Consider the following 24,725-nt stretch of genomic DNA (forward strand, 5'->3'; position numbering starts at 1 on the left):
GGTTCTCCTCAGGGACGGGCGGCGCTGCCGGGTGTCGCTGCGCCGCGCGGGTTCGCGTCGGGGTCGGTCGGGTCAGCGGGCCGGACGGCCGGGACGGCGGTCCGGTCGACGGGGGCGCCGTGCGTCCACGCGGCGGCCACGGAGCGCAGGAAGCGGTCCGTGCCCCCTTCGTTGCGCCGGAGGGACTCGGTCACCCGGCTGCCGGGCACCTCGCGCAGGATCCGCTGCAGCCCGCGGACGAGCACCGGGTGCGGGCTGCTCTCCACGAACCGCAGATGCCCGTCGGCCGCCGCCGCACGGACCGTGGCCTCGAACCGCACGGTGTGCCGCAGATTGCGGAACCAGTAGGCGGCGTCCAGTTCGATGCCGTCGAGACGGCCGGCGGCGACCGACGAGTAGTAGGGGAGCCGGCCCGGCCGCGCGGTGGTCCCGGCGATCCCGTCGAGGAACTCGTCGCGGATCCGGTCGATCTGCGGTGAGTGCGAGGGGTAGTCGACCTTGACCATGCGTGCCCGCACCCCCTCCTCGGCGCACACCCGGACCAGCTCCTCCAGGGCCGGCACATCACCGGAGACCACCAGGTTGCCCGGCCCGTTCTCGGCGGCGATCGCCAGCCGGCCGGACCGCTCGGCGACGTAACGGGCCGTCCACTCCCGTGGCATGGGCACCGAGAGCATGCCGCCGCAACCGGTCAGGCCGCGCAGCACCTTGCCGCGCATGACGACGATGCGCACCGCGTCCTTGAGGCTCAGCACCCCGGCCACGTGCGCCGCGGCCAGCTCGCCCTGGGAGTGACCGATCACGGCGGTGGGCGTGACGCCGTACGCCTCCCACTGCGCGGCGAGCGCCACCATCACCGCGAACAGCGCGGGCTGCACGACCTCCACGCGCTCCAGGAGTTCCTCGCCCGCCCCGCCTACGACGGCGTCGAGGAGCTTCCAGTCGGTCCAGCGGGACAGCTCGGCGGCGACCGCGTCGATGCGCTCGCGGAAGACCGGCGACTGCTCGTACAGGTCCGCGGCCATGCGCGGCCACTGGGACCCCTGGCCGGGGAAGACCAGCGCGGTGCCGCACCCTCCGGCCGCCTCGCCGGTGACCAGGGCGTCGTGGGCGCGGCCCTCGGCCAGCGCGGTGAGGCCGTCGGCCAGCGTGCCGCGGTCGCCCGCGAGGACCGCCGCGCGATGGGGTCCGGCCCGGCCCGCGGCGAGTTCGTGCACCAGCCCGGCGGGCGTGAGGCCGGGGTCGGCGGCGAGCCGGCCCGCGGCCGCGGCGGCCAGCGCGGCCAGCTCCGAAGCGGTGGGCGCCCCCAGGGGGCACAGGAGCGTGGACGGGGTGTGCAAGGGGACCTCCGGTGTGCTCGGTGGGTGGGTCGGTCAGTGCCCCATGCCGAGGCCGCCGTCGACCGGGACCAGGGCGCCCGTGATGTAGGAGGCCGCGTCCGAGGCGAGGAAGGTGACCGCGGCGGCCACCTCGGCCGGTTCGCCGAAGCGGCCGGCCGGGATCTGGGGGACCAGGTCCGCCCGGAACTCCTCGGACAGACCCGCGTTGATGTCGGTCGGCACGAAGCCGGGCAGCACCACGTTGGCGGTGATCCCGCGTGAGCCCACCTCACGTGCCATCGCCCGTGCCATGCCGGTCATCCCGGCCTTGCTCGCCGCGTAGTTGACCTGCCCCGGGGCGCCCCGCACGGCGGCGACCGAGGAGATCAGCACGATGCGGCCCCAGCCGGTGCGCAGCATGCTGCGCACGGCCCGCCGGGCGACCCGGTAGGTGCCGGTCAGATTGGTGTCCAGCACCCGGCTGAAGTGCTCCTCCCGCATGCGCAGCAGCAGCACGTCGTCGATGATCCCGGCGTTGGAGACCAGCACCTCGACGGGGCCGTTCGCCTCCTCGGCCCGGACGAAGGCCTCCTCGACCTGCTCGGGCACGGTGACGTCGCAGCGTACGGCGAGCAGGTCCGCATCGGGCGGGCCGGACGTGCGGCAGGTGACGGCGACGCGGTCCCCCCGGTCGCGGAAGGCGCGGGCGACGGCGAGACCGATGCCGCGATTGCCGCCGGTGACCAGAACCGACCTTCCCATCGGGTGCTCCCTCGTGTGGCGTTCGTGTGGTGACGGTGTCTGCGATGATTCGGCCGTGCGGTGACGGCCTCGGGCGCCGTGAGTCGGCTGCTGTGATCCGGGCGCTGAGCTGTGAGTGCTGCGAGTGCTGTGATGCAGGTGCCGTGTGCCGTGTGCCGCGCTCTCGCCGAGCGCTGCTCGTACGGCGTGTGACGGGGCGGTGCAGTGTGACGGGATGTGCCGCGTGACGGTCAGACGAACGACGCGACCGGGCGGGGCAGCCGGACCGAGGGGCTCGGCTGGACGGTCATGATGCGGGCGCGGCCCTCGCCGCCGCGGTCGAGCAGGTCGGCCAGCACCGGTCGTGGCGCTTCGGGGGAGGCAGCGGCCGCCCGCTTCAACTGGGCCACGGCAGCCGTGAGTTCGTCGACGAGGGGTTCCAGCGCGGCGGCGACCGCCCCCGCGTTGCTGCCGAGGATGTCGCTCCACAGCCCCGTCTCACCGGCAGCGATACGCGTGGTGTCGCGGATGCCCGCGCCGCACAGGTCGACCACCTCCTGCGGCGCGCCGCCCAGTGCCGAGGCGAGGGCGCTCGCGACGACGTGCGGGGCGTGCGAGGTCAGGGCCACCGCACGGTCGTGCTCGGCAGCGGCCATGACGACCAGCCGCGCCCCGCACGCCTCGACCAGATCCAGCGCGGCCACGAGCGCCGCGGCACCGGTGCACCGGTCGGGGGTGAGCACCCAGGGACGGCCCACGAACAGTTCGGCGCGCGCCGCGTGCGGGCCCGACTGCTCCGAGCCGGCCATGGGGTGCCCGCCGACGAAGTACTCCAGCGTGCACCCGGCCGCCACGGCGGCCCGCTGCACCGACTCCTTGGCGCTGCCCACGTCGGTGTAGCAGCGGGCGAGCCCGCGGATCTGCTGCTCGCGCAGGACCCGGGCGATCTGCCCCGGCGGCACGGCCAGCACGGCCAGATCGGCTCTCTCGCGGGGCGGCCCCGCGACTCCTGCGCACCGCTCGGCGGCCTCCGCCTGCCGCACCGGGTCACGGTCGAGCACATGAACCGCGGTGCCACGGACGGCGAGCGCCATACCGATGGAGGTTCCGATCAGACCGCCGCCCACGACGGCCACTGTGCGCATCGCGGTTCCCCGTCAGTCGTCCGGGCCGGCTGCCCAGAGGGTGGGGCAGAAGACCGGGTCGGCGTAGTCGGGCCGCCCGTCGGCCGTGCGGCGCACCAGGACGTCGTGGTTGTAGACGACCTCGGAGCCGTCGCTCAGCTCGTGGCGGACGTAGGTGTTCGCGCCGTCCTGAAGGTGCAGCGAGATCGCCCGCCGGGGCCAGCCGCTGACGTTGGCGCCGCTGCCGTGATAGGTGCGGCAGTGGTGGAAGCTGACGTGCCCCCGGGGAATGCGCATGGGCACCTTGAGGACCTCGGCGCCGTTGTGCCGGGCGTTCTCCTCCAGCATCGCCTCCAGTTCGCAGCGGTCGCGCTCGGCGAAGTGCCGGGTGGCGCTGTCCCGGCCGCCGGTCTCCCGCCATCGGTGGCTGCCGTCGATCATGGTGATGGTGCCCATCTCGTCCCCGCAGTCGTGGAACGGCACGAACGCGGTCAGCATGCGCTGCGAGGAGCAGGTCGCCCAGTAGTGCTTGTCGAAGTGCCAGGGCACCACATTGCTGGGCTCGTCCGGCCGCGGCGGCTTGTAGATCATGGTGGCCTGGAAGACACGTATCTCCTCGGCCTGCGCCAGCCGCGCCGCGACCGCCCCGATCAACGGCTTGCGCAGGATGGCGGCGATCCGGTCGTCCTCGTAGTGGACGTAGTCGTGGTGGCGCTGGACGTCGCCGTCCCCGGGCGTCCAGTACGCCAGCCGCGGCGGCCGGACGGGCAGGGTGCGGTCGCGGTGACCGGCGTAGAAGCGGTCGCTCGCGGCGGTGAGCATGTCGATCTCGTCGTCCGTGAACAGCTTCCGCGACAGGTACCAGCCGTGCTCGGCGTAGTCGCGGACCTCCTCGTCCGTCGGCAGGAGCGCCTTCTCGTCCTCGGTGAGTTTGAAGTCCGGCTGTGGGTGGCTCATGAGCCCTCCTCCGATCTCGGTGGCCAGGCCCGGTCAGACGCCGGCCTGCGCGGTGCGGGCGCTGTCGCGTTCGACGGCCTCGTACAGCGCGCGGATGTTGCCGCTGCCGAAGCTGCGGGCCCCGCGGCGCTGGACGACCTCCATGAAGTAGGTGCGCCGCACGTGCATGGACCGGGTGAAGATCTGCAGGATCTCGCCCCAGTGGTCCCGGTCGATGAGCACGTGGTGACGGCGCAGCGCGGCGAGGTCGACGTCCGTCGCGCCGACGCGGTCGGCGACGCTGTCGTAGTAGCCGCCCGGCGTGGTCAGGAACCGTGTGCCGCGCTCCTGGAGCCGGCCCACCGCGGTGAAGATGTCGTCGGTCAGGAACGCCAGGTGCTGGACCCCCGCGCCGCCGTGCCGGCCGATGAAGTCGTCGATCTGGCCGGGGGCGTGGGTGGTGTCGGGCTCCAGGACCGTGAAGGTGACGCCACCGGAGTCGGACTGCACCACCTTGGAGTTCATGGCCTGCGCGCCGACCTCGATGTACTCCTCGAAGACCTGCGTGAACCCGAACGCCTTCTCGTAGTGCTCCACAGTGGTGTCGAGTTCACCGGCCGGCACGCACACCGCGATGTGGTCGACCAGGCGCAGCAGGTTCTCGCCCTCCTCCGGGTCGGGCGCCAGATGCCGGCTCACGCCCGGCAGGAAGGCCTCCCGGTCGCCGTGGCGCTCGACGAACCGGTGCGTGACATCGCCGAACCCGGCGACCTCGGCGACCACCACCCGCGCGTCGGCGTCGGCGTACTCGGCCGGTTCGCGCACCGGCCGGGCACCCCGGGCCACCGCCTCGTGGAACGCGGTCCGCGCGTCGTCGGCACCGAAGGCGATCACCGCGGCGCCGTCCCCGTGCCGGGCGACGTAGCGGGCCGCCGCCGCGTCCTCGGTCAGGGCCGACGTCATCAGCAGACGGATCCCGCCCTGCCGCAGCAGCAGCGATCGCTGTCCGGGCCGCCCGTGATCGGCACCGGTCTCGGCGCACAGCCGGAAACCGAGGGCGCTGCAGAGGTAGAACGACGCCTGCCGGGCGTCTCCGACGTAGAACTCGACGTGGTCGATTCCCGTGATCATGACGTGGTGTCTCCCTGCTCGGGACGGCGTACGGTGGCGCGGAACCGGCAGACGGCGTCGCCGTGGGTCATGCAGGCGCTGCGGCTGTCCTGGACGTCCAGGCGCATCCCCTCGAACCAGCCCGCCCGCATCTGAAGGCAGGGGCAGCGGTAGTCGTCGAAGGAGCGGGCGGCCCTGAGCATCTTCAGCGCGAAGTGCTCGGTGACCACCGTCTCGAAGGTGTCGTCGTCCACGGCGGTGTGCTGGTAGTTCGTCATCTCCTCGGGCCACATGGCCCGGGGGATCTCCTTGAAGTACACGACGAACTCGTCCATCGGCAGCTTGGCGTGGTCGACTCCCTGCCGGGCCACGAACCAGCGGGCGACCCGACGGGCGACGAACTTCATCGCCTCCGCGTTGATCTCGTTGGCCGCTTCCTGCCCGTACCGCTTCTTCACCCCCTGGTACCAGCGGGCGTCGTGCAGCCACCAGAAGGTGTGCAGCGGCAGCTCGCCCCGCTCAGTCATCGGCGACCCCCGGCACGCGGCGGCCCCGGGTGGAGGCAGCGCCGAAGGCCAGCGAGATGTTGTGGCCGCCGAAGCCGAAGGAGTTGGACAGCGCGGCCCGCACCTCGGTCCGCGCCGGCTTGGACCGCACGTGGTTCAGCTCGCAGTGCGGAGCGACGTTGTCGAGGTTGTGGGTGGGCGGCAGCGTGCCGTGCGCGACGGACAGCACGGTCGCCGCGGCCTCGAAGGCGCCGGAGGCACCCATGAGATGACCCGTGACCGACTTGGTGGAGCTGACCGGCGGGGTGTCGTCGCCGAACAGGCCGCGGATCGCGCGGGCCTCGGCCACGTCCCCGATGCCGGTGCTGGTGGCGTGCGCGTTGATGTAGCCGATGTCGGCGGGCGCGAGCCCGGCGGAGGCGATCGCCCGGCGCATGCACTCGGCGGCACCGGAGCCGTCCGGACGCGGCTTGGTGACGTGGTAGGCATCGGTCGTGGCGCCCCAGCCGATGACGTCCGCGTACCCGGCGGCGCCGCGGGCGTCGGCGTGCTCGGCGCTCTCCACCACGAAGAACGCGGCGCCCTCGCCGAGGACGTAGCCGTTGCGGTCCCGGTCGAAGGGACGGCTGGCACGCCTCGGGTCGTCGTGACCGTGGGCGAGGGAGTTGGCGTTGACGAACGCGGCCGCCACCGTGGGGTGCAGGGGAGCGTCGGAACCGCCGCACACCACGACGTCGGCGTCACCGCCCCGGATCAGCCGCAGCGCCTCGGCGACCGCCTGACCGCCGCCCGCGCACGCGGTGGACAGCAGCAGGCTGTAGCCGCGGATGCCGTACTTGATGGCGATGCGTGCCGCCGACATGTTGGGGATCATGCCGGGGCACAGATACGGGCTGACGGCCTGCCGGCCCCGCCGTCGGCGGGCCGCGGCATGCTCCTCGTAGGTGCGCAGCGGACCGCCCGCGGTGGAGGCGACGACCGCGGTGCGCTCCGGGTCGCTGTTCTGGCCGACGGCCAGCCCGGCGTCCCGGACGGCCTGTTCGGCGGCGGCCAGGGCCAGGACGAGGTAGCGGTCGACGCCGGGGTCGATCGGCGGCCTGAGCACCTCGGCCGGGTTGATGTCCGGGGCCTGGGAGACCACTTCGACGTTCGAGGCCTCGGCCAGCTCGGGAGTGGGCCGCCCCAGTCCGGAGGCTCCGGTGCACAGCGCGTCGAAGGACTCCTCCAGGTCCCGGCCCAGGGAGCTGACCAGCCCGATGCCCGTGACGACCGCCGCGGTGCGTGCTCGCGTGCTCATACGGTCTCCGCCTTTCCGCCGGCCGCCGCGGCCGCCCGCGCCGTCCGCTCCTTGTAGCGCTCGCGCAGGATGGCCTTGCGCACCTTGCCGGTCGGCCCGTGCGGGATGTCCTCGTCGGCGACGACGATCACGCTCCGCACGGTGGCCGCCACGTGCTCGTCCAGCGCGGCACGCACCCGGGCCTGGAGGTCCCCGGGCGCAGGCCCGCCCGCGGCGAGGCTGACGAGCACCTCGGTGGCGACGGTGGACTCGTCCTCGGCGACGGCGATCACCGTGCAGTCCAGCACCTCGGGACAGCCGGCGAGGATCTGCTCCTCGGACTGGGCGGTGTGCAGATACCGCCCGCCGCTGAGGCTCACGGTGTCCACCACACGGTCGACGTGGTAGTAGTAACCGGCCTCGTCGCGGTAGACGAGATCGCCGGTGAGGAAGTAGCCGGAGCGCCGCGTCCGGTAGGTGGTGACCGAGTCGTTCCAGTAACCCGGCGACAGAGTGGGCGACTTGATGCCCAGTTCGCCGATGCGGCCGGCCGGCAGCGGCAGACCCCGTTCGTCCAGGACGGCGACCTCGGCGAAGACGTGCGGCTTTCCGATGCACCGGTTGTAGCGGTCGGTGTCGGGGGTGTGCGTGATGAAGAACATCGAGTGCCCCATCTCGCTGGAGCCGAGGCCGTCCATGAAGGTCGCCCCCGGCAGCCGGTCGACGCCGCCGCGCTTGGGGACCACCCGGTGTCCCACCGAGACCAGCTTCCTGATGTGCGCCTCGTGGGCGGCGTCGCCCGTGTTCCACCACATCTGGACGCTGTCGAGCCGGTACCGGTCCAGGTCCTCGGCGACGAGCTGCGGCCAGGTGGCCGCGAAGCCGAAGACACAGGACGGCTGCCAGCGGTCGACAGCCGCGAGAACGCCCTTTCCGTCCTGGTCGGAGAGCATCAGCAGTTCGATGCCGCTGCACAGCGCCAGCGTCACCGCGATCACCATGGCCGCGTGGTTGGCGGGCAGCGCGCTGAGCATCCGGTCGATGGTGCGCGGCCGGGGCAGCGTCAGCCGGTGCCGGGTGGCCGCGAACAGGCTGGCATGGCTCGCGGTCACCGGCTTGGGCAGCCCGGTGGTACCGGAGGAGTGCGTGATGACGGCGGCGTCGCTCGGGTGGAAGCGGTACTGCGACGGCGCCTGGCCTTCGTAGCCGCCGGCGGCGTCGGCGATGTCGGTGTGCAGGACGCCGGGGAACGGCTCGTTGCCCAGACGTGCGCGGTGCGCGGCGTCGGTGAGCAGGGCCCGCGGCCTGACCTTGCCGAGGTAGGCACGCGCCGTGGTGCCGTCCATGTTGGTGTTGAGCAGGGCCGGTACGGCGCCGATGCGGGTCAGCGCGAAGAAGGCCAGGACCTGGTCGGCGGCCGTGGTGACGTGGACCGCGACCGGATCGCGGGGCCGTATCCCGGCGCAGTGGAACCAGGCGGCGCGAGCGGCGACCGCACGGTCCAGGTCGCGCAGCGTCAGACGCCGCCAGGCCGGGTGTCCGTCGACCTCGGAGTCGAAGGTGATGCCGGACTCCGCGTCAACGCCGGCACGGGCGACCAGGGTGCTGAGCACGTTGCCGACGCCCAGCTCCTGGTCGGCGGCCAGTTCGGCGCGCAGTTTTCGAAGGGTCATGGGGGCAACTCCCTGTACGGACCGGGCAGATGGATGGGAAGGCGCGCGGGTGCCGTGGCCGGACCGGGCCGGGGCCCGCCGACGGGTGACGCGCGGGTGCCGGACGCCGGTGCCCTACGCGGCCGGGATACGTGAGGCCGACTCCTTGGCGATCTGATCGATCGTCATCATCGCGAAGCGCTCGGTCTCGTCCTCGTCGATGTGCACGCCGAACCGGTCCTCCAGCTGCATCACCAGATCGGCGACGGCGAGCGAGTCGAGGTCGATGCCGGCCGGCCCGAGCGAGCTGGAACCGTCGACCGCCTCGGGGTCGAAGCCCATCTTCACCAGGGCGTCGAGCAGGTACTGGCGGATCTCGTCCATCACTGGTGGACTTCCCTTCATGTCGGAGCGCCCGGTGCAGGATCCGAACGCGGTCACTGTGGTCCTGGCCCCCGCCTGCGGGGACCCGTCGGCGGCCGCCCGGCGCATCCTCGTGCGCATGGCGGCGGAGCTGGGCGTACCGGTGCCGCCCGGCGCCGTGCCACGGGTGGCGTACGACGCCGGCGGCAGGCCCTGCCTGTCGGTGGCGGACGGAGCTGTCCGCCCGGTGGACGAAGCTGTCCGCGGGGCGGACGGAGCTGCCGGGGGAGTGGGTGAAGCTGTTCGGGGAGTGGACGGTGGCGCGCTGTGCCGGGTGAGCATCAGTCACTGCGCCGACGTGGTGGCCGTGGCGCTGGCCGCCGCGGCAGTGGGCGTCGATGTGGAGGCGGTCCGGCCGTTGCCGTTCGTGAACCTGGCGCGCCGCTGGTTCGACCCGGCCGAGGCGGCCTGGCTCGCCCGGCGTCCCGAGGAGCATCGCCAAGGGGACTTCTTCCGGCTGTGGACCGCGAAGGAAGCACTGGGTAAAGCGCTCGGCGTGGGCCTGCGAAACGGCGGAACCCGGCGCCGCGTTCCGCTGCCCCGGCCCCTCGGTGCACGGTGGACGCCGTTCCCCGGCCGGCCGTTCGCGCTGGCGCTGCCCGAGTGCCCCCGGGGCCTGGTACTCGCGGTCGCGACGGCGGACCCGGGTGGGGCGCCGCCGCCCCTGCGGTTGTACGGCTCGGGAATGGGCGGCTGCCGTCCCTGGAGCGGGCGGGGCGCGTCATGACCGGCTCACGTCCTGACGGGCTGACCGGCTCACGCCCTCACGGGCTGACCGGGCCGCGCCCTCACGGGCCTCGGCCAGCGCCGAGGCGCTGCGGACCGGTTTGCCGCTGCTGGTGCGCGGCAGGACCGGCAATGCGTGGACGGCGCGCGGGCGCTTGTAGGGGGCGAGGCGCTCCTTGAGCCAGGCCTCGACCGGCGCCGTGCCGTGCCGTGCGTCGTCGAGCGCCACATACGCCCGGATCGCGCCGTCGTGCACGACGACGGCCTCGGTGACCCCGGGTGCGTGGGCCAGCAGTTGCTCCACCTCGTTGAGGTCGACCTTGAGGCCGTTCACCGAGATCTGCGAGTCGAGGCGGCCGAGCACCGTGACCCGGCCGGTCACCGGATCGACCGAGCCGGCGTCCCGGGTGCGCAGCCAGCCGTCGGCCCAGCGGCCGGGATCGGTGGCCCCCAGGTACGGGGATTCCGGGCGGTGCAGCAGTAATTCCCCGTCCTCCACGCGGAATTCATGACCGGCTGCAGGTGTCAGCTCGGGCCGGTGCGCACCGGATAGGTCGGTGGCCATCACGCCGGCCTCGGTCATTCCGTACATCGTGCCGATCCGCACGCCGTAGCGGTCGGCGAAGGAATTCCACAGTTCGTCTCTGAGGAGTTCTCCGCCGGTGATCGCTCCTTCGAAGAGAGGAGTCGGGGGAGGAGCGGAAACCCGTGCCAGCAATTCCAGTTGGGACGGCACCGCGAGAAGGACGGCGGGGGAGCCGGCCGCGGCCAGACAGCGCAGGATCCCCTCGGTTCCCGTCTGCCGCGGCAGCACGAGTTCGGCGCCGGTGTGCAGGCTGTTGAGGAGCCCGCCGACCAGTCCGAGCACGTTGGTCAGGGACGCCAGGGACACCACCTGCCGTCCCGAGGACGGGAAACCGTCGATGCGGGTGTACCGCTCGACCTCGGCGACCAGGTCCTCCGCGCCACGGCCGATGATCTTCGAGGGGCCGGTGGAACCGGAGCTGAACTGGATCAGGGCGTGTCCGCCCGCGGCGGGCACGCCGCCCGGCAGGGCCACGACCTTGCTGCCGATGTCGTGGAAGCCCCGCATGGGGCGGGCGACGGCGCCGACCGGTTCCACCGCCAGCTGCGGCCGCAGCCGTTCGAGACACGAGGCCACCTCGTAGCCGGTGAACCGGTGGTCGATCAGGATCGCCTGGGCTCCGGCCCGCCAGACCGCGAGGACGACGGCGATGTACTCCAGGGACGGAGGCAGGCGCACGGCGACGGACGACCCGGCACCCGCCCCGGCGTCCGCCAGACGCCCGTGGCGCTCGGCCACCAGCTGCCGCAGCCGCCGCCGGGTCACGGCCTCGTCCAGCCGCAGTACGACCTCGCCGACGGGGCCGGCCAGTAACAACTCGTCAACGTCCACGGGTATGCCCCACCTCCTGCCCGGAAACCGGTGACCGGCTGTCCGCCGATGTGTTCCAGCATTTCCCGGCCGGGCATCGCAGTCCATGAGATCTGAGCGCAGAGACGGACGCAGTTACCGGCAGAATCAGGCGGAGCCGGAAAACCGGGAACCAGAGGGGCGGCTGCGAATGCGACCGGCAGGAACGACCGTAATTCTCCGGTAGGTTCACCGCCGCTCCGCCTGAATGACCTGCGTCCTCACGGCGGAACAGGCGAATTACGGGCACTCGACCCGCGGAACTGTGAGGGCCGACAGGCACCGTCCGGGAAGGGGGCGGGGTCGGCCGGCACGGTTCGGGAAGGGGGCGGGGTCGGCCGGCAGGGTCCGGGAAGGGGGCTGCGGAGGCAGCATGGTCGGCTCGGCGGACGGACCGCGGCGACTCAGGCGCCCGCGCCCGCGGTCTTCCGTCTCAGGCGTTTGTGCCTGCGCAGTGCCGGCTGGGGCCTCCGCTCCCGCGCAGTGCCGTTTCGGGTGTTCGCGCCTGCGCAGTGCCGGGGCAGGCTTTGGCGTCGGTGGAGTCCTGCTTCAGGCTTCCGCGTCGGCGGACTTCGGCTTCTGGCCTCCCCACCGGCGGACGCTCGCTTCAGGCCTCCGCGTCGGCGGACTCCCGGATGAAGCGGGCCAGTCGTGCGACGCCCTGTTCGACCTGGTCCGGGTCCACCGCGCTCCACGACAGCCGCAGCCGTCGGTCGCCCTCGTCGCCGTCGTAGAAGCTCCTCATCGGGGTCCACAGCACGCGGTGCGTGCGGGCGGACCGCTCCAGCGCGGCCTCGTCGGCGTCGAAGGGCACGGTCATGACGACGAAGAAGCCGCCCTCCGGCCGGTTCCAGGACACGCCCAGGCGGTCCCGCTCGGCGGGCGGCAGGTGCCGGCCGAGCGCGTCGAGCAGCCGGGCCCGGTTGGCGCGGTAGAACGCCGCGCCCGGCTCCGCGGCCGGACGCACCCGGAATCCGTGCCGTACCAGCAGACCGCCGATCACCGCCTGGGCCAGCCCCGGGGTGTTGATCGTGGTCATGCTCTTGATCCTGGCGAGCTGGTCGGCGAGCAGTGTGCCGCGCCCGGCCGGGTCGACGACCGGCTGGTCGGCGACCACATAGCCCACGCGGGCGCCGGGGAACCCGGTCTTGGCCAGCGAGCCGAGATAGATCACCCGGCGGTCGACGTCCAGGGACTTGAGCGTGGGGCGCACGTCCTGGGCGTCGGACCGGAACATCCCGTACGGGTTGTCCTCCATGACCAGCAGCCCTTCCTGCCGGGCGGCGGCGAGCAGACCACGGCGGCCCCCGACCGTCATGCACAGCCCGGACGGGTTGGCGAAGTCCGGTACGACGTACAGCATCCGGGGACGTAGTCCGTCCTTGCGCGCCCGGCGCGCCGCGTCCGCGAGACCGGCCGGTGTCACGCCGTCCGCACCCTCGGGGACCGGGACGAGGGGGATGTCGAGCAGCCGGGCGGCGCCGCTGATGCCCACGTAGCAGGGGGAGGAGGCGAGCAGGGCGTCCCGCGGGCCCGCGCACAGCGCACGCAGCGTCAGCAGCATGGCTTCCTGCGCGCCGACCGTCACGACGACGGCCTCCGGGGGAACGTGGATGTCCTCGTCCTGGGCGAGCGCGGTGGCCAGGGGTTCGCGGATGATGCCCGCGGTGGGCCCGTACTGCATCAGGCGGGTGCGGATCTGGGCGGGAGTGTGGCCCTCTGCGGTCAACTGGTCGGTGTACGCGGTGAGGCAGTCGGTGATCACCGCCGGGTCGAGCAGCCCGTCGTAGGGGCGGCCGGGCGCGAAGGAGATCGCGTCCGGGTGGCGCGAGACCACCTCGTTGAGGAAGTTCATCGCGTCCAGCACCGGATCGGACAGGGAGGCGTGCAGGTCGGCCAGGTCCAGCCGGACGCCGGACGCCGCGTCCGGCGCCGGGCGGGCCGTCGGGACCGAGGTCACGCGGGCACCTCCTTGGCGTCCGCGGCGTCCGTCCGCGGGGGAGGGGGAGCGAGGTGCGCGCGCAGGAAGGCGGCGGCCTCGTCGAGTGCGTCGGAGGCCGGGTCGAGCACGCCGCGCATGGCGAAGAAGCCGTGGATCATGCCGTCGTAGCGGCTCAGCCGGGTGTCCACGCCCTCCGCCGCCAGGCGCTCGGCGTAACTCTCCCCCTCGTCGCGCAGGGGGTCGTACTCCGCGGTGATGACCAGCGCGGGCGGCAGACCGCGGAGCGAGGGCGCACGCAGCGGGGAGACGTACGGCTCGCGCCCGTGCGCCGGGTCCGTCAGGTAGTGCCGCCAGTACCAGTCCACCGAACGGTGGTTGAAGAACACCTCGTCGCTGTTCTCGCGCCGGGACTCGGTGTCGGCCAGGTAGTCGGTGTTGGGGTAGACCAGCAGCTGCGCAGCGATCGGCGGCCCGTCGTGGTCGCGCGCGTGCAGTGACACGACGGCGGCCAGATTGCCGCCCGCGCTGTCACCGCCGACCGCGAGCCGGCTGCCGTCGCCGCCGTGCAGGTGGGCATGGCCGGCGAGCCAGTGGACCGCGGCGCGGCAGTCCTCCACGGCGGCGGGGTACGGGTTCTCCGGCGCGAGCCGGTAGCCGGCCGCGGCCACCAGGCAGCCGGTCGCGTTGGCGAGGCGGCGGCAGATCGCGTCGCAGGTGTCGATGCTGCCCAAAGTCCAGCCGCCGCCGTAGAAGTAGCACAGCACCGGCAGCGGGGTGTCGTCGGCGCGCGGCCGGTAGAAGCGGACGGGCAGGCTGCCCGCGGGACCGGGGAACTCGCCGTCGACGACGGCGCGGACGGGCTCGGGCTCGCCGCCGGACGCGCGGGCCGCGGCGAGGTCGGCGGCTCGTGCCTCCTCGATGCCGAGGGCGTACAGCGGGCGGGTCCCTGCGGCGAGCAGACGCGCACGCAGTGCGGCGACCTGAGGATGCAGCGACACGAAAGCCTCCCGGTGGGCGTTGCTCGAACGGACCTCTCCAGCCCACACGGTCGGTCCCACCCCTGTCCAGGAGGACGGGCGGCGCCTTGCCGGAGAAAACAACGTTCCTCGGTGCCAACGTTCCTCGGCGCCAACGCTCTTCGGCGTCGGGCAGCCGGGGTGCCCGGACGGCCGTCGGCAGCGCGCGGTGCGCTCCTCGGTGACAGCGGGACGAGGCCGAGGGGCCTCAGGCGGGCACCGCTTCCCGCATGGCCGCGGCGGTGCCCGCCGCGTCGTACTCCTCGCCCACGCCGGGCACCAGGATGATGTCGCCGTCGATGTGACGCGAGCGCAGCGGTGCGATGTCCTGGTACGCCGCCGAGTCCCACCAGGCCCGTGCGTCGTCGAGGGACGGAAAGCCGATCACCACGACGTGCCCGGGCCAAGCACCCTCCCGCACCTCGTGCTGTGCGCCGTGCACCAGGAAGCGGCCGCCGTACGGGGCGAAGGTCGCGGTGATGCGCTCGATGTACTCGGCGATCTCCGGGTGGGGGGTGGCTTCCTGCAGATGGGCAATCGCGTAGGCGGACATGGCATTCCTTCCGGTCCGGTCGGCTCCTGACGTCCACGATCCTGCCGTCGGGACGCACAGGGGTCGATGACGTGCCAGGTAATGCAACGCGACCACCGCCGTACTGTCGCCCATTCGCCCTGTCGCCCGGCTCAGGCGTCGGCGGCAGGGTCTCGCGCCCGCCCGCCGGGTGTCGTGCGTCGAGCCGGCGCCGCCACGTGGTCCGGCGCTGCACGGCTGCCAGGGCGGACTCGGTGTCAGCATCCCGTCCGCGTCACCCGGATCGCCGTAGGCATCGCATCAGGAGACGTCCGGAAACCATGGGTGGCGGGCATAGCGTCGAGGGCGAGCCCCGGTTCCGCCTCCCCGCGTCCGGGCCGCGCCGATCGCTTCGGCACCCCCGTCCACGTTCTTGACGAGGGCGAGGTCCGCGAGCGCTGCCGTACCTACCGGGACGCCTTCCCCGACGCCGAAGTTCTTTACGCGGCCAAGGCATTCCTGTGCCGGGCCTTGGCCGACTGGATCGCCGGGGAGGGCCTGGGCCTGGACGTCTGCTCGGCCGGCGAGCTGGAGCTCGCGGTCTCGATCCGTGTTCCCGCCCGAGCGGATCGTGCTGCACGGCAACGCCAAGTCCCCGCGCGACCTGGAGACCGCCCTGCGACTGGGCGTTGGACGGATCGTGATCGACAGCCCGTCGGAGATCGCCCGGCTGGCCGCCGCGGTCGGCCCCGGCGGTCACCAGAAGGTCATGGTCCGGGTGGTGCCCGGGATCAGCGCCGGTGGCCACGAGAAGATCCGCACCGGCACCGACGACCAGAAGTCCGGCCTGTCCATCGCCGACGGCTACGCCCAGCAGGCCATCGCCCGCATACTCGACCAGCCACAGCTCGAACTCACCGGCCTGCACTGCCACCTGGGCTCGCAGATCACCAGTCTCAAGCCGTATCTGGCCGCCGTGCGCCGCATGGTGGGCCTCATGGCCCGACTGCACGAGCAGCACGGTCTGGTCCTGCCCGAGATCGACCTGGGCGGCGGTCACGGCATCGCCTACCGGCCCGGCGAACCGGCCCTGGACCTCACCGCGCTGGCCCGCAGGGTCCGTGCGGAACTGACGGAGTCCTGCACGGTGGCCGGACTCCCCGTGCCCCGTCTGATCATCGAGCCGGGGCGGGCGATCGTGGGTCCCGCGGGCATCGCCGTCTACCACGTGCTCACCGTCAAACGCACCAGGGACCGTACCTTCGTCGCCGTCGACGGAGGCCTGAGCGACAACCCGCGCCCCGCCCTGTACGGCGTGCGGTACGCGCCCCGCCTCATCGGCCGGCACAGTGCCGTGGCCCCCGCCGTGGTGACCGTGGTGGGCCGCCACTGCGAGGCGGGTGACCTGCTTGCCGCCGACGTGGAACTTCCCGGCGACGTACGCCCCGGAGACCTGCTCGCGGTCCCCGTGGCCGGCGCCTACCACCTGTCCATGGCGTCCGGTTACAACATGGTCGGCCGCCCGCCCGTCGTCGCCGTGCGCGACGGCCTCGCCCACCTTCTGGTCCGCCGCGAGTCCCTGGGGGACTTCCGTAGCCGTGACGTGGGCCTGTAGCGCGGCGTCCCCCTGAACCACCTCCGGGCGAGCGACGGCCCGGCCTCGCCCGGAGGTGCGCCAACTCCCCTTCACGCCAACTCCCATTTCCTGCACGGCATGTGAGGGCCTTACTGTGACCGGGAGCCCCGGGAGCCCCGGGAGCCCCGGGAGCCCCGGGGGGCCGATCGCCGCGATCGGCCTGCCGGCCCACCTGGGCTCCCGCCCCGGCAGCGGCGGGCCTGCTCGTCGCCCGGGCCGCCCGGTGGCCGTCTCAACGCGCAGAGAGCGATCCGTCGTCCCCGGGTCCGGATCCGCCGTGGGCGATCCGGGCCAGATCGGTGGTCAGGGAGTCCAGCCAGGACACGGTCGCGTAGTACAGCCGCGGCGCGCCGGGCGGCTCCGCGCCGGACCCGGCCAGTACCGGATCCATCGGCGGCACCGGCGCGGTCGGGGTGTCGCTCCCCGGATCCAGCGCCGCGGAGACCAGCAGCATCCGCCCGGCCACGCGGTCCCCCAGCCCGCTGACCGACTCGGCCGCCGCCGCGCACAGCCCGGCCGGCGGCGGCTCCAGCAGACGGTCCGATCCCCACAGGGAGTGGTGACCGGCCATCAGCGTCGCCTGCCAGTCCACGCCGGGCAGCGCCACCGCGCGTCCCCTGCCGCCGAAGGGCGTCGGCTCGCTCTGGAACTGCGCGTACGCGGACTCCGCGAGGATGACCGCGTGCTGCAGCGAACGGTGGCCGGACCCCCCGGCCGTGGCGGGCCCGGGTCCGCCCTGCGCCACCGATGCACTCGTCGCGACGACGATCTCGGCCGCCTTGCGCAGGAGGTGCGCCGACGCAAGGCGCAGTTCGTCGTGGGCGCCGCGGGGCCAGGCCAGCAGACCGAACACCGCGCCGATCGCACTGCCGACCAGCACGTCCAGCATCCGCACCTCCGCCAGCCGCCAGGTCGGCGGCGCCAGCTGGGCGAAGACCAGGGCCACGAGCACGGTGAACAGGCCTTGCGCCCAGCCGACACCCCTGACCGGCCCGACCGTGAAGGCGAACAGCATCCACAGCGGCAGCACGACGGCGTAGACCGCGGTGTGCGGTCCCACCAGAGCCAGCACCCCGGCGGTCACCAGGGCCCCGGCCAGGGTGCCCGCCAGTGCCACCCTGATGGTGTTCCAGGTCTCGTCCATGGTGGTCCGGGTGAGGGTGAGCGTCGCCAGCGTGGCCCAGAACCCATGGGGCAGCGTGTCCACCCCGGCCACGAGCCGGGCCGCCGTCAGGGCCATGGCGATACGCACCGCGTTCTGGAAGAACACCGACCGGCGCTCGGCATGGCCGCGCACCCGGTGCCACCACAGCAGCGGTGCCGGGGTCGCCGCGTACCAGAAGCGCCCGGGAGGCACCTCGATGGATGCGTGCCGGCCGTGCACCGCCAGATCGGCCGCCGCGCCCATGGCCAGCGCGGCATCGGCCACCTCCAGCACGGCCGCGTGCCGGCGCAGCACGGCCGGCGGGAAGTCCGGCCGGGAATCGGGTTCGCCGGAGCCGGCGGACCCCTCGGGGGCGGGGTCTGCGGACTGTGCGGAGGTTTCGCCGGAAGCGCGCCCTGTGGACCGGGTGGAGCTCCCCTCAGGGGCGTGGCCGCCTGCGGAGTGTGCGGAGGTTTCGTCGGGAGCGTGGCTCGTGGAGTGGGCGGAGGCCCCGTCCGGAACGGGCCCCGCGGACAGGGCGGACAGTTGTGCGCGCGCCGCGACCAGTCCCGCGTGCGGTGCTGCCGGCGGCGTCCCCGCCCTCAGACAGAGTGCGGTGGCCGAGGCCAGCTGCGCCACCGCGTGCAGCACGGCGGTCACGCCGTTGCCCGGACGGCCGTCCGGGGCGGGCGGCAGCTGTGCCAGTCGGTTGAGCAGGGTGCGGGTGGTCAGACCCGTGTGTACGAGGGCCCGGTCACGCAGCCCCGGTCCGGCGGGACGTTCCGCCTCCGGCACGTTCGCGGGGCGCAGCGCCCAGCCGGCGTCGCGGCCCGCCCGGACGTCCGCCTCGGGCAGGGCGTGCGGGGACGCGGCCAGGAACGTTGCGCAGCCGGCTGCGGTCGCCGCGGCGCGGGCGGCCCGCTCCCGGTACGGCGCCGGGGCGGGCTCGGAGAAGATCAGCGCCTCGGCGGCGGCGAGCAGGGCCATCCCGGTGGTCGTCCCGGTCAGCCGCTCGGCGAGCGAGCCGGGGTCGTACGGGGGGAACGACGGCAGGATGTAGAGAAGTTGCAGACCCGGCGCCGCTCCGGCCTGGCGAGGGCCGCCCACGGCGGAGAACGCGAGCGCGAAGCCGACGACCAGCATGCCGACCACGGCGCTCCAGGTCCGCACGGACAGATAGGTGCCGAGGACCACGAGCAGCCAGCCCACCGGCAGCAGGCGCAGCACCACCGCGGCCCGCTGCCGCCCGGTTCCCGGGATCTTGGACAGGCCGCCCATCGCCACGGTGGCGAACAGGGCGTAGGTGGCCGCAATGGGGAGGCCGAGGCCGTAGCGGAAGAGGTAGAAACCGGCCGCGGCCACCAGCGTCACATGGATCGCCCGGCGGCCCGAGGCGACGTAGGCCGCCGGGATCCGACAGGCTCGGACACCCCACACACCTACAGATTCACGCACCGCCGGGCGCTCGGCACCTTCGCGCACCGCGGGCGCGCAACAGGCGCAGGCGGTGCCTCCGGTCGGCAGGCGGCTTCTTGCGGCGGGTCCCGGGACGGATCTCAGCAGGGCCCGGAGCCCGGCAGCTGTTGCTCCGCCCAGATGGTCTTGCCCGTGGGTGTGTACCGCGTGCCCCAGCGCTGGGCCACCTGCGCGACCAGGAAGAGGCCGCGTCCTCCCTCGTCGGTGCTGTGGGCACGGCGAAGGTGGGGCGAGGTGCTGCTGGCGTCCGACACCTCGCAGATGAGAGCCCGTTCGTGGATCAGACGCAGGCCGATCGGGCCGCCGGCGTGCGTGATGGCGTTGGTGATCAGCTCGCTCACGATCAGCTCGGTGGCGAAGGCGACGTCCTCCAGCCCCCACGCGGTCAGCTGGCGGACGGCGTTGTCCCGTGCCTCGTGCACCGCTCGGGGATCGGCGGGCACGTCCCAGGAGGCCACGCGGTCGGGGGTGAGGGCGCGGGTCCGGGCGACGAGGAAGGCGACGTCGTCGTGCGGGTGCTCCGGCAGCAGGATGCGCACCATGGTGTCGCAGATCTCCTCCAGCGGCCGGTCGGGGTGGGCCAGGGCGAAGCAGAGCCGCTCGAAGCCGATGTCGACATCGCGGTCCGAGGCCTCGATCAGGCCGTCGGTGTAGAGGGCGACCACGCTGCCCTCCTCCAGCTCGAACTCGGCCGACTCGAAGGGCAGACCGCCCAGTCCCAGGGGAGGGCCCGCGGGAATGTCCGGGAGTTCCACCGGCTCGCTGAGGTGGGCGATGGCGGGAGTGGGGTGCCCGGCACGCGCCACGTTGAGTTTGCGCGAGATCGGGTCGTACACGGCGTAGACGCAGGTCGCGCCGACCACCACGGGGCCCTCCTGGACCGCTTCCGCCTCGTCCGCCAGACGCAGCACGAGGTCGTCGACATGGGCGAGGAGCTCGTCGGGGGGCAGGTCGAGATCGGCGAGCGTCTGTACGGCCGCGCGCAGCCGGCCCATGCTGGCCGCGGCGTGGATGCCGTGGCCGACAACGTCCCCTACAACGAGGGCGACGCGCGCCCCGGACAGGGGGATGACGTCGAACCAGTCGCCGCCCACCCCGGCCTCGGCGTCGGTCGGCAGATAGCGGTAGGCCACCTCGACGGCGCAGTGGTCGGGCAGGGCGGGCGGAAGGAGGCTGGTCTGGAGGGCGAGGGCCGCGTTGTGTTCACGGACGAAGCGCCGGGCGTTGTCCACGCACACCGCGGCGCGGGCGACCAGCTCCTCCACGAGCAGCACGTCGTCCTCGTCGAACGGCTTGGGGTTCTCCCAGCGCAGCAGCGAGACCACCCCCATGGTCACCCCCCGCGCCCGCAGCGGTACCACCAGGTGGGTGTGCACCCCGAGACGGATCAGCTTGGCCATGCGCTGCGGATCACCCGCGAGCCACCAGGTCGTCGGGGACAGGACCGGATCGCGGACGGGCCGGCCCGTGGTCAGGCAGCGTATCTGCGGGGATTTCGGCAGATACCCGGTGGACTGGCCGACGTCGACGACCGCCTCCGGCAGTTCCTCGTCGATCGACAGGTGCGCCGCCCGTTGCAGCGTGCCGCCGGTGAGCGGCCCCGGGGCGAGGTCCTTGGCCGCGAGGACGCCCCGGAAGAGGTCGATCGCGACGAAGTCGGCGAGCTGCGGCACCAGGACCTCGGCGAGCTCCTGCACCGTACGGTCGAGGTCCAGTGTGGTTCCGATGCGCTGTGCGGCCTCGTTGACCAGGGCGAGCCGCTCGCGTGCCCGGTCCTGGGCGGTGAAGTCCACGGCGGTGTGGCACACACCGAGCGTCTTGCCCTCGAAGTCCCTCAGCGGGAACGACGAGCGGAGCCGGAGGTGGCTCTGCGAGTTCCGGCGGGACATGCCCTGCGGGGGCGTCACATGCTCCACGGCCGGCATGGTCCGGCCCGCCATCAGCGCCTGACGGGCCTGCCAGTCAATGGCCGGCGGTACCCGCCCCAGCCCGGGCGGACCGGTCGCGAGATCGGTCCCGTAGAGGGGCGGCAGGCCCTCCATGGCGGCCAGCACCCGGTTGACCCACTGGAAGCGCAGTTCGCTGTCGAGGACGGCGATGCCGATCGGTGACTCCTCCAGGAGACCCCGCACCACCGCCTGGTCGAGCTCCCACCGCTGGGACTCGGTGACGTCACAGGCCACGACGAGCCAGGCGGAGCCCTGCTCCGCGCGCAGCGGACATGCCCGCAGGGCCAGCTCGACCGAGTGGCCCGCACGATGACGCGCGGTGATCACGCCCTCCCACCCGTCACCGACCCGCTGCGCCGCGGACAGCGCGGCGGTCAGCGAGTCGTCGCTCGTGAGGACGGTGGCCGCGGGCTGCCCCAGCACGCCGGGTGCCGAATGACCGAGGAGGGACTCGGCCCTCTGGTTCCAGTAGCGGATCAGGCCGTGTGCGTCCACGAGGACGACCGCGGCAGAGGTGATACCGAACGGATCGTCGTGATGTGTCGTGACCAGATCCCTGAGATCCATGGTGTCGGCCCCATCTCCGGGCGGACTTCCTGGCACCACGGTCTCACATAGCCCGCGGTGTGTCCTCGGGGCCGCGACCGCGGCAGGTGCGCATGCCGGGCCTGAGCGCGGCGGCGGCCTCAGGCCCCGTCGGGGGCGGGCCGGGAAGTGAACACTCGCTCCAGCAGGGCGTAAAAGGTGTCACGCTCCCGCTCGTCGAGCCTGCCCAGGCCGTCGAGCGTGTGGTGCATCCGGCCGCGGATCACGTCGATGGCCCTTTCGCCCTCCGCGGTGAGGACGACGTTCTTGACGCGCCGGTCGGAGGGGCTGGGCTCGCGGCGCACCAGTCCGCGCTTCTCCAGCCGGTCGACGATCCCGGTCATGTTGGAGGCGTCGCAGGTCAGCGTGGTGGCCAGCACGCTCATGGAGGCGGGCCCGCGGCGCAGCACGCTGAGTGTCTTGCCCTGGCTGGCCGTGAGGTGCTCGCTCGCGGCGGCGACCGTGAAGTCGCCGTAGTACGCGGCCAGTGAGACCGAGAGCAGCTCCATGAGCTGGGCGGTGCCGACGCCGGAGGGTGCGGTCATGCGCGTCACCTTACCCCCGGAAACTTGACGATCTCAAATATCGCTGACTACGGTCTTCCTCATTACTTGAAGTTCTCAAGCTTCGATGTGCTGAAGTAGTTCATCGAGCTCTCACCTAGGGAAGAGATTCCGTGTCTCAAGCACAGCCAGCGACGGCTCGACGGCACTCCGCAGACGCCACGGTCGTCCTGGTGCTCGGGCTTGCCGCGATGGTCGTCTCGATGATGCAGACCCTGGTCGTCCCGATCCTGGGCATCATCCAGAACGACCTGCAGGCCACCACGGCGAACGTCAGTTGGGTGACCACCGCCACGCTCCTGTCGGCCGCCGTCTTCACCCCGCTGCTCGGCCGCTTCGGCGATCAGCACGGCAAGAAGCCCACCCTCGTCGGCGTTCTGCTCGTGATGATCGCGGGCTCGGTGCTCGCCGCCACCACCACCTCGCTGACATGGCTGATCGTCGGCCGGGTGATGCAGGGCGCGGCGACCGCGATCTTCCCGCTCGCCCTCTCCATCCTCCGCGAGGAGATCAAGCCGGAGAAGCTGCACGGTGCCATGGCCCTGGTCAGTGGCACGCTCGCGTTCGGCAGCGGGCTCGCGCTGGTCGGCGCCGGGCTCCTCACCCGCGGCTCGGACCCCGACTACCACCGGGTCTTCTGGCTCGCGGTCGTGCTGGCCGTGGTGGCGCTGGCGGGAGTGCTGTTCGCGGTGCCCGCGTCCCGGGCGACGACGGGTGGCCGCACGGACTGGCTGGGCGCGCTCACCCTGGCGGCACTGCTGGTGCTGCTCCTTCTGCCCATCTCGCAGGGGCACGAGTGGGGCTGGACGTCCGGCCGCACCCTCGGTGCCTTCGCCGGCGCCGTCGTCATGGCCGTGGTGTGGGTGGTCGCCGAGAGCAGGGTCAAGGAGCCCATGGTGGACATGAAGATGTTCGCCCACCGGCCCGTCCTTTTCACCAACCTGGCCGGCCTGCTGCTGGGCTTCGCGATGTTCGCCCAGTTCATCGGCGTCTCGTACCTCGTCCAGGTGCCCGAGCGCGTCGCGGGCTACGGCTTCGGCGCCTCCGTGCTCGAAGCGTCCGTCGTGTACCTGCTTCCGACCACGCTCGTCTCGCTCCTGGGCGCCCAGTTCGGCGGCGTACTGGTGCGCCGGCTGGGCGCTCGCGTCACCCTGGCCGTCGGGGCCTGCTTCGGAGTGGCCGGCTTCACGTGGCTGAGCGTCGCGCACGACACGACCGCCTCGGTGATCGGCGCGGGCATGGTCATCGGCCTCGCGATCAGCTTCGGCTACGCCGCCATGCCCGCGCTCATCGTCGCCAGCGTCCCGCCCCACCAGTCCGGCATCGCCAACGGCATCAACTCCATCTCCCGCTCGGTGGGCAGCGCCGTTGCCAGCGCCGTCATCACCTCGCTGCTGGCGTCCAAGACCATCCCGCTCCCCAAGGGCATGCCCGCACTGCCCCAGGAGAGCCAGTTCACGACGAGCTTCGTGATCGCCGGAGCGGCGTTCGCCCTGGTCGCCGTCGTCGCCCTGGTCGGGATCACGGCGGCGCACGCGCCCCGCCCCCCGGCGCCGCGGAAGGTCACGGAATCCGGTACACCGGAGCCTGCGGAGGCGGAACGCGGCGCCGAACTCGTCTGACCGGCCCGAACGCGCCACGGTCCGCCTCGTCGATCGAGGCGTCGGCGGCGGGCCCTCTCCGGCCCGCCGCCGAGCCGTTCTCCACCAGCCGTGCGCCCGCCCCCGCACCTCCACCGAAAGGCATGTCACGATGACGACGTCCGACCACACCGACCACACGTCCGGCCGCACACCGGTCGATCACCGCAGGGCGGTCGCGGCGGAGACCGCCCGGTTCGTCGCGGCCGTCAAGGACGCCGACCTCACCACCGAGGTACCGGGCTGCCCCGGCTGGACGCTGGCCGACCTGGTCAAGCACACCGGCAGTGTCCAGCGCTGGTTCTCGGTCCTGTTGCGGACGCGGATCCAGGAGCCCCCGCGGACGCGTGAGGTGGACCTGCGGCTCCCGGACCAGGAGGACGGCTACCCCGACTGGCTGTCCGAGAGCGCCACCGTGGCCGCGGACGCCTTCGCGGCCACCGACCCGGACCTGCCGATGTGGGCATGGGGCGCCGACCAGCACGCCCGCTTCTGGGCGCGCCGGATGCTCTTCGAGACCCTGGTGCACCGCGCCGACGCCGAGCGCGCACTCGGTCTGCGGCCCGTGATCGACCGCCCGGTCGCGGTCGACGGGATCGACGAGTTCCTCGAGAACCTGCCGTTCGCCACCTCCTTCGCCCCCAACGTGGCCAACCTGCGCGGCCCCGACAGGGCCATCTGCTTCCGCACGACCGACGGGGACGAGGCCTGGCTCGTCCGGCTGCGCCCCGACGGCTTCGGACTCGACACCGCCCACCCGGCCACGGTCACCGCCGACGCGACCGTCCGGGGCGCCGCGGCCGACCTGCTCCTGCTCGCGTACGGCCGCCTCCCGCACACGGCGGAGAACCTGGCCCACGAGGGGGACGAACAGCTGCTGGCCCACTGGGTCGCCAACTCCGCCTTCTGAGCGTCCGAGCGGGGACCACGGCGGTCCCGCACCGGCACGGCGGTCGCTGATGCGCGGCGTCCGGGAGCACCCGGACGCCCGTGTGTCGACATCCCGGCACAGCGG

General features: G+C 72.9%; 19 protein-coding genes and 1 pseudogene. 4 read left to right on the plus strand and 16 right to left on the minus strand.

From position 1 onward, the window contains the following. Positions 1–8 precede the first annotated feature (8 nt). The 9 genes from ACFZCP_RS23110 to ACFZCP_RS23150 form a co-directional block, all read right to left on the minus strand. A complete protein-coding gene (locus tag ACFZCP_RS23110; RefSeq protein WP_391429473.1) occupies positions 9–1,340 on the minus strand; it encodes an acyltransferase domain-containing protein in 1,332 nt (443 codons plus the stop codon). 33 nt (positions 1,341–1,373) lie between these two features. Then, positions 1,374–2,081, minus strand: coding sequence for a 3-oxoacyl-ACP reductase FabG (gene fabG / locus ACFZCP_RS23115; protein WP_391429475.1), 708 nt, complete (start codon positions 2,079–2,081; stop codon positions 1,374–1,376). Between the two features lie 230 nt (positions 2,082–2,311). After that, on the minus strand, positions 2,312–3,205 hold the full coding sequence (locus ACFZCP_RS23120; protein WP_391429477.1) for a prephenate dehydrogenase: 894 nt from the start codon (positions 3,203–3,205) through the stop codon (positions 2,312–2,314). Between the two features lie 12 nt (positions 3,206–3,217). Continuing rightward, the gene (locus ACFZCP_RS23125; protein WP_391429479.1) at positions 3,218–4,141 is read right to left on the minus strand and encodes a phytanoyl-CoA dioxygenase family protein; all 924 of its coding nucleotides are present in this window, start codon (positions 4,139–4,141) and stop codon (positions 3,218–3,220) included. A gap of 33 nt (positions 4,142–4,174) precedes the next feature. After that, a complete protein-coding gene (gene hppD / locus ACFZCP_RS23130) occupies positions 4,175–5,251 on the minus strand; it encodes a 4-hydroxyphenylpyruvate dioxygenase (RefSeq protein ID WP_391429481.1) in 1,077 nt (358 codons plus the stop codon). After that, positions 5,248–5,757, minus strand: a complete 510-nt coding sequence (locus ACFZCP_RS23135; RefSeq protein WP_391429483.1) for an L-2-amino-thiazoline-4-carboxylic acid hydrolase — start codon at positions 5,755–5,757, stop codon at positions 5,248–5,250. The genes hppD and ACFZCP_RS23135 overlap by 4 nt, the downstream gene beginning before the upstream one ends. Next, a complete protein-coding gene (locus tag ACFZCP_RS23140) occupies positions 5,750–7,033 on the minus strand; it encodes a beta-ketoacyl-ACP synthase II (protein WP_391429485.1) in 1,284 nt (427 codons plus the stop codon). The genes ACFZCP_RS23135 and ACFZCP_RS23140 overlap by 8 nt, the downstream gene beginning before the upstream one ends. Beyond that, the gene (locus tag ACFZCP_RS23145) at positions 7,030–8,685 is read right to left on the minus strand and encodes an AMP-binding protein (protein ID WP_391429487.1); all 1,656 of its coding nucleotides are present in this window, start codon (positions 8,683–8,685) and stop codon (positions 7,030–7,032) included. The genes ACFZCP_RS23140 and ACFZCP_RS23145 overlap by 4 nt, the downstream gene beginning before the upstream one ends. Positions 8,686–8,799: 114 nt before the next feature. Further along, complete coding sequence (locus tag ACFZCP_RS23150) at positions 8,800–9,048, minus strand: acyl carrier protein (RefSeq protein WP_362699227.1); 249 nt, start codon at positions 9,046–9,048, stop codon at positions 8,800–8,802. Positions 9,049–9,067: 19 nt separating this feature from the next. Here ACFZCP_RS23150 and ACFZCP_RS23155 point away from each other — a divergent pair, with 19 nt between their 5' ends. Next, the gene (locus tag ACFZCP_RS23155) at positions 9,068–9,814 is read left to right on the plus strand and encodes a 4'-phosphopantetheinyl transferase superfamily protein (protein ID WP_391429490.1); all 747 of its coding nucleotides are present in this window, start codon (positions 9,068–9,070) and stop codon (positions 9,812–9,814) included. Here ACFZCP_RS23155 and ACFZCP_RS23160 read toward each other — a convergent pair. From ACFZCP_RS23160 to ACFZCP_RS23175, 4 genes are all read right to left on the minus strand, one after another. Then, positions 9,809–11,230 carry an AMP-binding protein gene (locus ACFZCP_RS23160; RefSeq protein ID WP_391429492.1) on the minus strand — a complete coding sequence of 474 codons (1,422 nt, stop codon included), beginning with the start codon at positions 11,228–11,230 and terminating at the stop codon, positions 9,809–9,811. The two genes, ACFZCP_RS23155 and ACFZCP_RS23160, sit on opposite strands and share 6 nt — an antisense overlap. A gap of 625 nt (positions 11,231–11,855) precedes the next feature. Continuing rightward, on the minus strand, positions 11,856–13,208 hold the full coding sequence (locus ACFZCP_RS23165; RefSeq protein ID WP_391429494.1) for an aminotransferase class I/II-fold pyridoxal phosphate-dependent enzyme: 1,353 nt from the start codon (positions 13,206–13,208) through the stop codon (positions 11,856–11,858). Then, positions 13,205–14,188: an alpha/beta hydrolase fold domain-containing protein gene (locus tag ACFZCP_RS23170; protein WP_391429497.1), complete on the minus strand. Its 984-nt coding sequence runs from the start codon at positions 14,186–14,188 to the stop codon at positions 13,205–13,207. Before ACFZCP_RS23170 ends, ACFZCP_RS23165 begins: the two co-directional genes overlap by 4 nt. A 226-nt stretch (positions 14,189–14,414) precedes the next feature. After that, positions 14,415–14,759 carry a DUF1330 domain-containing protein gene (locus ACFZCP_RS23175; RefSeq protein WP_391429499.1) on the minus strand — a complete coding sequence of 115 codons (345 nt, stop codon included), beginning with the start codon at positions 14,757–14,759 and terminating at the stop codon, positions 14,415–14,417. 81 nt (positions 14,760–14,840) lie between these two features. On the opposite strand from ACFZCP_RS23175, the pseudogene lysA reads away from it, so the two are divergent. Beyond that, positions 14,841–16,332, plus strand: a pseudogene (gene lysA, locus ACFZCP_RS23180) (diaminopimelate decarboxylase). A 253-nt stretch (positions 16,333–16,585) separates the two neighbouring features. Here lysA and ACFZCP_RS23185 read toward each other — a convergent pair. From ACFZCP_RS23185 to ACFZCP_RS23195, 3 genes are all read right to left on the minus strand, one after another. Then, positions 16,586–18,952, minus strand: coding sequence for an FUSC family protein (locus tag ACFZCP_RS23185; RefSeq protein WP_391429501.1), 2,367 nt, complete (start codon positions 18,950–18,952; stop codon positions 16,586–16,588). Positions 18,953–19,053: 101 nt separating this feature from the next. Beyond that, positions 19,054–21,489, minus strand: a complete 2,436-nt coding sequence (locus ACFZCP_RS23190; protein ID WP_391429503.1) for a SpoIIE family protein phosphatase — start codon at positions 21,487–21,489, stop codon at positions 19,054–19,056. A 119-nt stretch (positions 21,490–21,608) separates the two neighbouring features. After that, positions 21,609–22,052 (minus strand): MarR family transcriptional regulator, encoded by a 444-nt coding sequence (locus ACFZCP_RS23195; protein WP_391429505.1) that lies wholly within the window; start codon positions 22,050–22,052, stop codon positions 21,609–21,611. A gap of 131 nt (positions 22,053–22,183) precedes the next feature. Here ACFZCP_RS23195 and ACFZCP_RS23200 point away from each other — a divergent pair, with 131 nt between their 5' ends. Both ACFZCP_RS23200 and ACFZCP_RS23205 read left to right on the plus strand, forming a co-directional pair. Continuing rightward, a complete protein-coding gene (locus ACFZCP_RS23200) occupies positions 22,184–23,692 on the plus strand; it encodes an MFS transporter (RefSeq protein ID WP_391429507.1) in 1,509 nt (502 codons plus the stop codon). Positions 23,693–23,822: 130 nt separating this feature from the next. Then, positions 23,823–24,620: a maleylpyruvate isomerase family mycothiol-dependent enzyme gene (locus ACFZCP_RS23205; protein ID WP_391429509.1), complete on the plus strand. Its 798-nt coding sequence runs from the start codon at positions 23,823–23,825 to the stop codon at positions 24,618–24,620. Positions 24,621–24,725 lie beyond the last annotated feature (105 nt).

The sequence above is a fragment of the Streptomyces sp. NPDC007971 genome (genome assembly GCF_042958635.1).
Lineage (GTDB): Bacteria > Actinomycetota > Actinomycetes > Streptomycetales > Streptomycetaceae > Streptomyces.

Bases quoted from the DNA above. Each gene is read 5' to 3' on its own strand.
- fabG (WP_391429475.1), bottom strand. From the start codon at position 2,081: ATGGGAAGGTCGGTTCTGGTCACCGGCGGCAATCGCGGCATCGGTCTC.
- ACFZCP_RS23120 (WP_391429477.1), bottom strand. From the start codon at position 3,205: ATGCGCACAGTGGCCGTCGTGGGCGGCGGTCTGATCGGAACCTCCATC.
- ACFZCP_RS23125 (WP_391429479.1), bottom strand. From the start codon at position 4,141: ATGAGCCACCCACAGCCGGACTTCAAACTCACCGAGGACGAGAAGGCG.
- hppD (WP_391429481.1), bottom strand. From the start codon at position 5,251: ATGATCACGGGAATCGACCACGTCGAGTTCTACGTCGGAGACGCCCGG.
- ACFZCP_RS23135 (WP_391429483.1), bottom strand. From the start codon at position 5,757: ATGACTGAGCGGGGCGAGCTGCCGCTGCACACCTTCTGGTGGCTGCAC.
- ACFZCP_RS23140 (WP_391429485.1), bottom strand. From the start codon at position 7,033: ATGAGCACGCGAGCACGCACCGCGGCGGTCGTCACGGGCATCGGGCTG.
- ACFZCP_RS23145 (WP_391429487.1), bottom strand. From the start codon at position 8,685: ATGACCCTTCGAAAACTGCGCGCCGAACTGGCCGCCGACCAGGAGCTG.
- ACFZCP_RS23150 (WP_362699227.1), bottom strand. From the start codon at position 9,048: ATGGACGAGATCCGCCAGTACCTGCTCGACGCCCTGGTGAAGATGGGC.
- ACFZCP_RS23155 (WP_391429490.1), top strand. From the start codon at position 9,068: ATGTCGGAGCGCCCGGTGCAGGATCCGAACGCGGTCACTGTGGTCCTG.
- ACFZCP_RS23175 (WP_391429499.1), bottom strand. From the start codon at position 14,759: ATGTCCGCCTACGCGATTGCCCATCTGCAGGAAGCCACCCCCCACCCG.
- ACFZCP_RS23190 (WP_391429503.1), bottom strand. From the start codon at position 21,489: ATGGATCTCAGGGATCTGGTCACGACACATCACGACGATCCGTTCGGT.
- ACFZCP_RS23195 (WP_391429505.1), bottom strand. From the start codon at position 22,052: ATGACCGCACCCTCCGGCGTCGGCACCGCCCAGCTCATGGAGCTGCTC.
- ACFZCP_RS23205 (WP_391429509.1), top strand. From the start codon at position 23,823: ATGACGACGTCCGACCACACCGACCACACGTCCGGCCGCACACCGGTC.